This window comes from Streptomyces sp. NPDC032822 (assembly GCF_055578825.1).
The window spans coordinates 337,647-348,991 of the sequence record NZ_JBVIOL010000008.1 but is presented as its reverse complement, the minus strand read 5'-3'; the positions used below and the strand labels follow the sequence as shown (position 1 = coordinate 348,991).

The window sequence follows — 11,345 nt, the reverse complement described above, 5'->3', positions numbered from 1 at the left end:
AATCATCCCTCTGGTGGGGCCGGTTGTGTGGCTTCCAGGAGGTCGGCGAGTTCCACCAGGTCCGTGCCGGTGAGCCGCGGGAGCGCGCAGCCGGAGAGGGTGCGGCAGGTGTCCCGCCAGGAGGCCGGGATCGACGCGCCGCCGCCCAGGGCTCCGGTGAGGGCGCCCGCGAGGGCCGGGGCGGAGTCGGCGACCCGGGAGAGACAGGCCGCCGCCGGTACCGCCTGCGCGATCCGGCCCTCGGCGGCGGTGGCCAGGGCCAGGGCGACCGGGACCGTCTCGGCGGCGGCGATGCCGTAGCTGTAGACGTGGTCGACGATCTGGTGTTCCAGCAGGGGGATCAGGGCGAAGGCGCTCTCGGCGTCCCGGGCCAGCCGCAGGGCGTGGCGGGCGTTGCGGCCGATCTCGGTGGACTCGGGGAGTTCGGCCAGGGCGGCGGTGACGCAGGTCCCCACGTCCGCTCCGGCCAGGGCCAGGGAGAGGGCCGCCGCCATCGCCCTGGCGCCGTGCACGCCGTCGCCGTCCTGGGTGTAGCGGGCGTCGAACTCGGCGAGATCGGCGGCGCGTCGGGGGTCGCCGGGGTGGGCCACGGCGAGGACGCAGGCCCGGACGCAGGCGGCGTCGTCGAAGTAGTGCGGGTTGTCGTGGCCGGTGGCGGGCGGTCGTAGGCCGGCGGCCAGGTTGCCGAGGCCGGCGCGGACGGAGATGCGGGCGCGCAGGGGCAGGACGGCGGACTCGATCTCGGGGGCGCGGTCCGCCGCCGCGGCGACCTCGCAGGCCAGCGCGTTCCAGGCGAGGTCGATCGCGGCGCGGGTGCGGCGCTCTCGGCTGAGGTCTCCGAGGACGGTGTCGTCGCCGGCGCGGAGTACGGCTTCCGCGGCGAAGGCCGCCCATTCCGCGTCGTCGGAGGGGCCGAGGCGGAGCGGGTCGGGGGGTTGGTTCAGCGCGATGGGGACGGGGAGGGTCGTGGTCGCGTTCTGTTCGGCGAAGGTGTCGAGTTCCCGGGTGAGGCGGCGGGTCCAGTCGGGCATGCGCGCGGCTCTGTGGCGGGCGGCGGGCCAGCCGGCCGCGTCGCCCGCGGCCAGGCCCAGGAGGAGGCCTTCGGTTCTGCGGGCGGTTCGGGTGCGGGAGGCTTCGCCTTCGGGCTCTGTGCTCCCACCCCCACCGACCGTGCCGCTGTCGTGGTCCGGTGCCGGTGGCCCTTGTGGGGCGGTCTCGCCGTCGGCGGCCCTGGGCGCGATGTGCCGGGGCGTGGGCGCGGGCGGGGTGTACTCCGGCGTGGGCGTGGGCGCGATGTACGTCGGCGTCGGCGCGTGGGTGAGGTGCCCCGGCGTCGTCCGTTCTGGCGCGGGTGTGGTGTGGGGAGTGCCGTCGTAGGGGGCCTGGGGGGTCATGACGCCACCTCTGTCTCGGTCATCGGGATCTCGTTCGGCACGAATCCGCCCGCGCCCCATCGGCCGTCCTCGCCCGGCGTCAGCAACTCGGCCACGTCCAGTACGTGGTGGCCCGCCATGGAGGGGAGACAGGTGCCGCGGGCCGGGCCGAGCGCCGCCGCCCAGTCGGACGGGATCGCGGAGGCGCCGCGGGTCGCGCCGGCCAGGGCGCCCGCCACCGCCGCCGTGGTGTCGGCGTCGCGGCCCATGTTGACGGCGGTCAGGACCGCTTGGACGAAGTCGCCGTCGGCCGCCGCGTAGGCGCCGAAGGCGAGGGCGACGGCCTCGGGGGCGAGGTCGGTCCAGGGGTAGCCGCCGATGACGACCGCCGAGCGGACCGCGCGTTCGCCGCGGTGGGCGACCGCCACGGCACGGCGGAGCGAGCGGGCCGTCCAGGAGTCGTCGGGGACGACCGCCAGGGCGGAGGCGACCACGGCGGGGGTGGGGGCCCCGGCCATCGCCGCCGCGACGCCCGCCGCGACCGCCTGGCCGCCGTAGATGCCCTCGCCGTCGTGGCTCACCGAGCCGTCGATCGCCACCAGGCGGGCGGCCTCGGCGGGGCGGCCGGAGGCGAAGACGCCGAAGGGGGCGGCGCGCATGGCCAGGCCGTCGCTCCAGGCGTGCCGGTGCTGGGCGGAGATGGGGGCCGCGAGGCCGCGCCGCAGGTTCTCCAGGGTGCCGCGTTCGCTGAAGCCGGCGCCGCGGAAGGGGCCTTCGTCGAGGTCCGCGATCCAGTGGTGCCAGGCCGCCTCGACGTGGGCCGGGGTGAGGGCGGAGCCGTGGCGGGCCAGGAGGAGGCCGGAGAAGATCGCGTACTCGGTGTCGTCCGTGCCGGCGGGGTGGTCGGCGACGTACCCGGTGATACGGCCCCAGCGGGCGCGGATCTCGGAGGGTTTCATGTTCTCCGCCGGGGCCCCGAGGGCGTCTCCCACGGCCAGGCCGAGCAGGGCGCCGCGGGCCCGCTCACGGAGTTCGGCGGCGTTCCCGGGGGCCGGGACCGAGGGGATGCAGGCGATCGATGCCATACGCGGCCTCTCCTGAGGGGGCTGCGCGCAGGGGGCGGAGCCCTTTGCGGATGTGTCCCACCGGAGCGGTTCGGCAGAGCCTCGGGGGCCTCAGCATCACCCGGTCGACATCTGTGCAGCCTCTATATCGAATGAGCGTCCGGCCGCAAAAGCCCAGGTTAGCGCAGCCTTTCCTTGCTGGCGGGCGGGAATGTGGCGACGTAGTCTCGATGTTGTCGAGAAGTGGATTCAGTCTAATCAAGCTCTTCTGGGGGACCTTGTGGCCATCATCGAGACCGAGGCGCCGCTGCACGAGGCGCACCGTGACAACCACACGCACCGGGATGTGAACGGCGGCTGGCTGCGTCCCGCCGTCTTCGGCGCGATGGACGGCCTGGTCTCCAACCTCGCCCTGATGACCGGTGTCGCGGGCGGGTCGGTGGGTCAGCAGACCATCGTCATCACCGGGCTGGCCGGGCTCACCGCCGGTGCCTTCTCCATGGCGGCCGGCGAGTACACCTCCGTCGCCTCGCAGCGCGAACTCGTCGAGGCCGAACTGGAGGTGGAGCGCCGGGAGCTGCGGAAGCACCCGAAGGACGAGGAGGCCGAACTCGCGGCGCTGTACGAGGGGCGGGGCGTCGAGCCCGGGCTGGCCCGTGAGGTGGCCCGGCAGTTGTCTCGCGACCCCGAGCAGGCGCTGGAGATACACGCCCGCGAGGAGCTCGGCATCGACCCCGGCGACCTGCCCTCGCCGCCGGTGGCCGCCGTGTCGTCCTTCGGGTCGTTCGCGCTGGGTGCCCTCCTTCCCGTACTGCCCTATCTGTTCGGTGCCACCGAGCTGTGGCCCGCCGTGCTGCTCGCGCTCTTCGGGCTCTTCGCCTGTGGTGCCGTGGTGGCCGGGGTGACGGCACGCACCTGGTGGTTCGGAGGGCTGCGGCAGCTCGTGCTGGGAGGTGCCGCGGCCGGTGTGACGTACGCCCTGGGCAGCCTGTTCGGAACGGCCGTAGGATAGGTCGGCCGCTGGTTATGCGATGGGCCGCATAAGTAGCCGTTACTCGCTGGTTTCGAATGGTTAACCACCGGGCATGAGCCGTAAGCGCTGTGGGCAAAGACGCCTGCGGCGCACTCGCGGGGTGGGCGGCGACGCCCTCTCCGCCCCCTCGGACCGACGGACACCGATCTGTCCCGTTCGGTCCCACATACTTCAAGCCACGTGCGCGATACCCCCGTAGCGACCCCGTGGTGTCCGCATGTTGGAACGCGGTATCCGGTTCCCGAGAACCGCCCCATCATGTAACCTGCACGAAATTTTGCACTCACGCAGAGGGCCAGCGTCGTCCCTCGGCAATCTGCATATGCCATATGACGACGACGGGAGAGCCGATGCGTACGCCGCGCCAGCCGTCCCAGCACTCCACGAATGGCCAGAAGTGGTCGTTCATGGATGCTCGCCCTGCTGCGCAGGGTATGTACGACCCCCGCAACGAGCACGACGCCTGTGGCGTCGGCTTCGTGGCCACCCTCACCGGCGAGGCGAGCCATGCGCTGGTCGAGCAGGCGCTCACGGTTCTGCGCAACCTGGAGCACCGCGGAGCCACCGGCTCCGAGCCCGACTCGGGCGACGGCGCGGGCATCCTGTCCCAGGTTCCGGACGCGTTCTTCCGTGAGGTGGCCGGCTTCGAGCTGCCCGCGGCCGGTGCGTACGCGGTCGGTACCGGCTTCCTGCCGGAGGACGGCCTCGACGACGCCGTCTCACGGATCGAGACGATCGCCGCGGAGGAGGGCCTGACGGTCCTCGGCTGGCGCGAGGTGCCGGTCGCTCCCGGACTCCTGGGCGCCACCGCCCGTTCGACGATGCCCGCCTTCCGGCAGATCTTCGTCACGGACGGTTCCTCGACCGACATCGCCCTGGACCGCAAGGCGTTCGTGCTGCGCAAGCGCGCCGAGCGCGAGGCCGACGTGTACTTCCCGTCGCTCTCCGCGCGGACGATCGTCTACAAGGGCATGCTGACCACCGGCCAGCTGGAGCCCTTCTTCCCGGACCTGTCCGACCGCCGCTTCGCCTCCGCGATCGCGCTCGTGCACTCCCGGTTCTCGACGAACACCTTCCCGAGCTGGCCGCTCGCGCACCCCTACCGCTTCGTCGCCCACAACGGTGAGATCAACACCGTCAAGGGCAACCGCAACTGGATGGTCGCCCGCGAATCCCAGCTGGTCTCCGATCTGTTCGGAGCGGACAGGAAGAGCCTCGACCGGGTCTTCCCGATCTGTACGCCCGACGCCTCCGACTCGGCGTCCTTCGACGAGGTGCTCGAACTCCTGCACCTGGGCGGCCGTTCGCTGCCGCACTCCGTGCTGATGATGATCCCGGAGGCGTGGGAGAACCACGACTCCATGGAGCCGGCCCGCCGCGCCTTCTACGAGTTCCACTCCACGATGATGGAGCCCTGGGACGGCCCGGCCTGTGTCACCTTCACCGACGGCAAGCAGGTCGGCGCGGTCCTCGACCGCAACGGCCTCCGCCCCGGCCGCTACTGGGTCACCGACGAGGGCCTGGTCGTCCTCGGCTCCGAGGTCGGCGTCCTCGACATCGACCCCGCCAAGGTGGTCCGCAAGGGCCGTCTGCAGCCCGGCCGGATGTTCCTCGTCGACACCGTCGAGCACCGCATCGTCGAGGACGACGAGATCAAGGCCCAGCTCGCCGCCGAGAAGCCGTACGCGGAGTGGCTGGAAGCCGGCGAGATCGAGCTGTCCGACCTGCCCGAGCGCGAGCACATCGTGCACACGCACGCCTCGGTCACCCGCCGCCAGCAGACCTTCGGCTACACCGAGGAGGAGCTGCGCGTCATCCTGGCGCCGATGGCCAAGGCCGGTGCCGAGCCGCTGGGTTCGATGGGCACGGACTCGCCGATCGCCGCGCTGTCCGCCCGCCCGCGACTGCTCTTCGACTACTTCACCCAGCTGTTCGCCCAGGTCACCAACCCGCCGCTGGACGCGATCCGCGAGGAACTGGTCACCTCCCTGCGCTCGTCGCTCGGCGCGCAGGGCAACATCCTGGAGCCGACCGCCGCGTCGTGCCGGACGGTGACCCTGCCCTTCCCGGTCATCGACAACGACGAGCTGGCCAAGCTCATCCACATCAACGCCGACGGCGACATGCCGGGCTTCAAGGCCGCGACCCTCTCCGGTCTGTACCGGGTGCACGGCGGCGGTGACTCCCTCGCCGCGCGCATCGAGGAGATCTGCACCGAGGCCGACGCGGCCATCGAGAACGGTGCCCGGCTGATCGTCCTGTCGGACCGCCACTCGGACGCCGAGCACGCGCCGATCCCGTCGCTGCTGCTCACCGCGGCCGTCCACCACCACCTCATCCGCACCAAGCAGCGCACCCAGGTGGGCCTGCTGGTCGAGGCAGGTGACGTCCGCGAGGTCCACCACGTCGCCCTGCTGATCGGCTTCGGCGCCGCGGCCGTCAACCCGTACCTGGCGATGGAGTCCGTCGAGGACCTGGTCCGCGCCGGCACCTTCCTCTCGGACATCGAGGCCGAGCAGGCCATCCGCAACCTGATCTACGCCCTCGGCAAGGGTGTCCTGAAGGTGATGTCCAAGATGGGCATCTCGACGGTCGCCTCCTACCGCGGCGCACAGGTCTTCGAAGCGGTCGGCCTGGACGAGCGGTTCGTCAAGAAGTACTTCAGCGGTACGGCCACCAAGATCGGCGGTGTCGGCATCGACGTCGTCGCCAAGGAGGTCGCCGCCCGCCACGCGAAGGCGTACCCGGCCAGCGGCATCGCGCCCGCCCACCGTGCGCTGGAGATAGGCGGCGAGTACCAGTGGCGTCGCGAGGGCGAGCCGCACCTGTTCGACCCGGAGACGGTCTTCCGCCTCCAGCACTCCACGCGCAGCGGCCGGTTCGACATCTTCAAGATGTACACCGAGCGCGTCAACGAGCAGTCCGAGCGGCTGATGACGCTGCGCGGCCTGTTCGGCTTCAAGAGCGACCGCGGTCCGATCCCCGTCGACGAGGTCGAGCCGGTCTCCGAGATCGTCAAGCGGTTCTCGACCGGCGCCATGTCGTACGGCTCGATCTCCCGCGAGGCGCACGAGACGCTCGCCATCGCCATGAACCAGCTGGGCGGCAAGTCCAACACCGGTGAGGGCGGCGAGGACGCGGACCGGCTGTACGACCCGGCGCGCCGCTCCAGCATCAAGCAGGTCGCCTCCGGCCGCTTCGGTGTGACCTCCGAGTACCTGGTCAACGCGGACGACATCCAGATCAAGATGGCCCAGGGCGCCAAGCCCGGCGAGGGCGGCCAGCTGCCCGGCCACAAGGTGTACCCGTGGGTCGCCAAGACCCGTCACTCCACCCCGGGTGTCGGTCTGATCTCCCCGCCGCCGCACCACGACATCTACTCCATCGAGGACCTGGCCCAGCTGATCCACGACCTGAAGAACGCGAACCCGCAGGCGCGGATCCACGTGAAGCTGGTCTCGGAGGTCGGGGTCGGCACGGTGGCCGCGGGTGTGTCCAAGGCCCACGCGGACGTCGTCCTCATCTCCGGCCACGACGGCGGTACGGGTGCCTCCCCGCTCACCTCCCTCAAGCACGCGGGCGGCCCCTGGGAGCTCGGCCTCGCCGAGACCCAGCAGACCCTGCTGCTCAACGGCCTGCGCGACCGCATCGTCGTCCAGACCGACGGCCAGCTGAAGACCGGCCGTGACGTCGTCATCGCCGCGCTGCTCGGCGCCGAGGAGTTCGGTTTCGCGACCGCGCCGCTCGTCGTCTCCGGCTGCGTCATGATGCGCGTCTGCCACCTGGACACCTGCCCGGTCGGCATCGCCACCCAGAACCCGGTCCTGCGCGACCGGTTCACGGGCAAGGCCGAGTACATCGTGAACTTCTTCCGGTTCATCGCCGAGGAGGTCCGCGAGATCCTCGCCGAACTGGGCTTCCGCTCCATCGAGGAGGCCGTCGGCCACGCCGAGACCCTCGACGTGACCCGCGCGGTCGACCACTGGAAGGCGCAGGGCCTCAACCTGGAGCCGCTCTTCTACGTGCCCGAGCTGCCCGAGGGTGCCGCACTGCACCAGGTCATCGAGCAGGACCACGGCCTGGAGAAGGCGCTCGACAACGAGCTGATCAAGCTCGCCGCCGACGCCCTGGCCGCGGACTCCGCGACCGACGCCCAGCCGGTGCGCGCCCAGGTCAAGGTCCGCAACATCAACCGCACGGTCGGCACCATGCTCGGCCACGAGGTGACGAAGAAGTTCGGCGGCGCGGGCCTGCCCGAGGACACCGTCGACATCACCTTCACCGGCAGCGCCGGCCAGTCCTTCGGCGCCTTCCTGCCGCGCGGTGTCACGCTGCGCCTGGAGGGCGACGCCAACGACTACGTCGGCAAGGGCCTCTCCGGCGGCCGGGTCATCGTCCGTCCCGACCGGGGCGCCGACCACCTCGCCGAGTTCTCCACGATCGCGGGCAACACCATCGCGTACGGCGCGACCGGCGGCGAGCTGTTCCTGCGCGGTCGGACGGGCGAGCGGTTCTGCGTCCGCAACTCCGGTGCGCTGGTGGTCTCCGAGGGCGTGGGCGACCACGGCTGCGAGTACATGACCGGCGGTCACGCGGTGGTCCTCGGCGAGACGGGCCGCAACTTCGCGGCCGGCATGTCCGGCGGCATCGCGTACGTCATCGACCTGAACCGCGACAACGTCAACGTCGGCAACGTGGACGCCGTCGAGGAACTGGACGACACCGACAAGCAGTGGCTGCACGACGTGGTGCGCCGTCACGCCGAGGAGACCGGCTCGACGGTCGCCGAGAAGCTGCTCGCCGAGTGGTCCGTGTCCGTGGAACGCTTCAGCAAGATCATCCCCAGCACGTACAAGGCAGTGCTCGCCGCCAAGGACGCCGCCGAGCGAGCGGGTCTCTCCGAGACCGAGATCACCGAGAAGATGATGGAGGCGGCGATCAATGGCTGACCCGAAGGGCTTTCTGAACCACGGGCGCGAGGTCGCCAAGTCCCGCCCCGTCGACGTCCGTCTGAAGGACTGGAACGAGGTCTACGTCCCCGGTTCGCTGCTGCCGATCATCAGCGAGCAGGCGTCGCGCTGCATGGACTGCGGCATCCCGTTCTGCCACAACGGCTGTCCGCTGGGGAACCTGATCCCCGAGTGGAACGACTACGCCTACCGGGAGAACTGGGGGGCCGCCTCCGAGCGGCTGCACGCCACGAACAACTTCCCGGAGTTCACGGGCCGGCTGTGCCCCGCTCCGTGCGAGTCGGCGTGTGTGCTGGGCATCAACCAGCCCGCGGTCACCATCAAGAACGTCGAGGTCTCGATCATCGACAAGGCGTGGGAGACCGGTGACGTCGCCCCGCAGATCCCGGAGCGGCTGTCCGGCAAGACCGTCGCGGTCATCGGATCCGGCCCCGCCGGACTCGCCGCCGCGCAGCAGCTCACCCGGGCCGGTCACACCGTCGCCGTCTATGAGCGCGCGGACCGCATCGGAGGCCTCCTCCGGTACGGCATCCCCGAGTTCAAGATGGAGAAGCGGCACATCAACCGCCGTATCGAGCAGATGCGCGCGGAGGGCACCCGCTTCCGGACCGGCATCGAGATCGGCCGCGACCTCAAGGCGACCGACCTGAAGAAGCGGTACGACGCGATCGTCATCGCCGCCGGTGCCACGACCGCGCGCGATCTCCCCGTCCCCGGGCGGGAGTTGAAGGGCATCCACCAGGCCATGGAGTACCTGCCCCTGGCCAACAAGGTGCAGGAGGGCGACTTCGTGGCGCCCCCCATCACCGCCGAGGGCAAGCACGTCGTGGTCATCGGCGGCGGCGACACCGGCGCGGACTGCGTGGGCACCGCCCACCGTCAGGGCGCGGCCTCCGTGACGCAGCTGGAGATCATGCCGCGGCCGGGCGAGGAGCGGAACCCGGGCCAGCCGTGGCCGACCTTCCCGATGCTCTACAAGGTGACCTCCGCGCACGAGGAGGGCGGCGAGCGGGTCTACTCCGTCTCCACCACCCACTTCGAGGGCGACGAGGACGGCAACGTCCAGTGGCTGCACCTCAGCGAGGTCGAGTTCATCGAGGGCAGGCTGACCCCGAAGCCGGGCACGGAGCGCAAGATCCCCGCCCAGCTGGTCACCCTCGCCATGGGCTTCACCGGCACCGACCGCGAGAACGGCGTGGTCGACCAGTTCGGCCTGGACCTCGACGAGCGCGGCAACATCGCCCGCGACGCCGACTTCCAGACCAACGTGCCGGGCGTCTACGTCGCCGGTGACGCCGGCCGCGGCCAGTCCCTCATCGTGTGGGCGATCGCGGAGGGGCGTTCCGCCGCTCGCGGCGTCGACCGTTTCCTGACGGGCGGCAGCGAGCTGCACGCCCCGATCCGTCCGACGGACCGCTCCCTGATGGTCTGACGGCACCTCAAAAAGCGTCCCGTACAAAGGCGTACGGGCGGGTCATCTGGGGAGGGGAAACCCTCCCCAGACCCCCCGAGACGGCGTCTGCCCAACAGTCCCCGACCGGACGACCGGGCAGGCGCCGCCGCATGTCTGTGGCAGGGTGGGCCGCATGACCGCGATCAGTCTCACCAAGGTGCAGGAGACCGCGCCCGCGCTGGTCAACCTGTACAAGAGCGCCGGGCAGTCGCTGGAGAAGCACGGCCTGGCCGGTCAACGGGCCGCGGTCTACCTGGTCGTCGACCACTCGGGGTCCATGAGGCCGTACTTCAAGGACGGCAGCGTCCAGGCGCTCGCGGACCGCGTGCTCGGTCTCTCCGCGCATCTCGACGACGACGGGACCGTGCCCGTGGTGTTCTTCTCCACGGAGGTCGACGCGGTCGCCGACATCGTCCTCGCCGACCACGAGGGCCGGATCGAGCGCTGTGTGGCCGCTCTCGGGCACATGGGCAGAACGAACTACCACCTGGCGATGGACGCCGTCATCGACCACCACCTCGACAGCGGGTCGCCGGACCCGGCCTTCGTGGTCTTCCAGACCGACGGCGGCCCGAGCAGCCGGGCGGCGGCGGAGCGTTACGTCTGCAAGGCCGCCAAGCTGCCCCTCTTCTGGCAGTTCATCGGCTTCGGTGATCCCCGCAGCCGCCAGTTCGACTTCCTGCGCAAGCTCGACGAGTTGGCGGTACCCGACAAACGGGTCGTCGACAACGCCGGGTTCTTCCACGCCGGTTCGGATCCCCGGCGAATGTCGGACACGGAGTTGTACGACCGTCTGGTGGGCGAGTTCCCGAAGTGGCTGGTGGCGGCGCGGGCGGAGGGCATCGTCCGATGATCCGGTTCCTGCCCGCCTCGGGGCGAACTCCGTTGCCCTGGAAGAACGGTGGCGGGATCACCCGCGAGATCGCCGTGTCGCCCGAGGGCGCCGGCACGGACGACTTCCTGTGGCGGGTGAGCCTGGCCGACGTCGGTGCGGACGGACCGTTCTCGGCCTTCCCCGGCGTCGAGCGGACACTGACCCTCGTCGAAGGCGCCGGCATGGACCTCACCGTGGGCGACGAGCGGCGACGCGTCGACACCCGTCACGTACCGCAGGACTTCAGGGGTGACCTGCCGACCGACGGCCGGCTGCTGGACGGCCCGGTCGTGAACCTCAACGTCATGTGGCGCAGGGACGGAGTCGGTGGCCGGCGGCAGCCGCCGACGGTCGCCGTGGTGCGCGGGCGGCTGCCGCTGTTCACGGACGCGCTGGTCGTCGTGCTCGACGGCAGCGCGGAGGTGGCCGGGCTGACCCTCGGACGGCACGACGCCGTGCTGCTCGCCGAGGAGAGGGCCGTGCTGCACGCGCGCGGACACTCGGCGGTGATCGGACTCGCCCCGGACGCGGGGCTGTTGGCACCGTTGGATTAGCCGGGCCCTCGTGCCACCCTGAGG

At 71.2% G+C, this 11,345-nt stretch carries 7 protein-coding genes; 5 read left to right on the top strand and 2 right to left on the bottom strand.

The annotated features are described in order from the left end of the window. Positions 1-2 precede the first annotated feature (2 nt). Both ACZ5VD_RS24445 and ACZ5VD_RS24440 read right to left on the bottom strand, forming a co-directional pair. Positions 3-1,394 (bottom strand): ADP-ribosylglycohydrolase family protein, encoded by a 1,392-nt coding sequence (locus tag ACZ5VD_RS24445; protein WP_468683278.1) that lies wholly within the window; start codon positions 1,392-1,394, stop codon positions 3-5. After that, a complete protein-coding gene (locus tag ACZ5VD_RS24440) occupies positions 1,391-2,458 on the bottom strand; it encodes an ADP-ribosylglycohydrolase family protein (RefSeq protein ID WP_468683275.1) in 1,068 nt (355 codons plus the stop codon). The genes ACZ5VD_RS24445 and ACZ5VD_RS24440 overlap by 4 nt, the downstream gene beginning before the upstream one ends. Positions 2,459-2,717: 259 nt before the next feature. Between ACZ5VD_RS24440 and ACZ5VD_RS24435 the strand changes: the two genes are divergently transcribed. The 5 genes from ACZ5VD_RS24435 (at position 2,718) to ACZ5VD_RS24415 (ending at position 11,321) form a co-directional block, all read left to right on the top strand. Beyond that, on the top strand, positions 2,718-3,449 hold the full coding sequence (locus ACZ5VD_RS24435; RefSeq protein WP_468549474.1) for a VIT1/CCC1 transporter family protein: 732 nt from the start codon (positions 2,718-2,720) through the stop codon (positions 3,447-3,449). Positions 3,450-3,820: 371 nt separating this feature from the next. Beyond that, entirely contained in the window at positions 3,821-8,419 is a 4,599-nt protein-coding gene (gene gltB / locus ACZ5VD_RS24430; RefSeq protein ID WP_468549475.1) for a glutamate synthase large subunit, read from the top strand. Then, positions 8,412-9,872, top strand: a complete 1,461-nt coding sequence (locus ACZ5VD_RS24425) for a glutamate synthase subunit beta (RefSeq protein ID WP_468549476.1) — start codon at positions 8,412-8,414, stop codon at positions 9,870-9,872. The genes gltB and ACZ5VD_RS24425 overlap by 8 nt, the downstream gene beginning before the upstream one ends. Positions 9,873-10,026: 154 nt before the next feature. After that, complete coding sequence (locus tag ACZ5VD_RS24420) at positions 10,027-10,746, top strand: vWA domain-containing protein (RefSeq protein ID WP_468683273.1); 720 nt, start codon at positions 10,027-10,029, stop codon at positions 10,744-10,746. Continuing rightward, on the top strand, positions 10,743-11,321 hold the full coding sequence (locus ACZ5VD_RS24415) for a HutD/Ves family protein (RefSeq protein WP_468683272.1): 579 nt from the start codon (positions 10,743-10,745) through the stop codon (positions 11,319-11,321). Before ACZ5VD_RS24420 ends, ACZ5VD_RS24415 begins: the two co-directional genes overlap by 4 nt. The last annotated feature ends 24 nt before the right edge of the window (positions 11,322-11,345 follow it).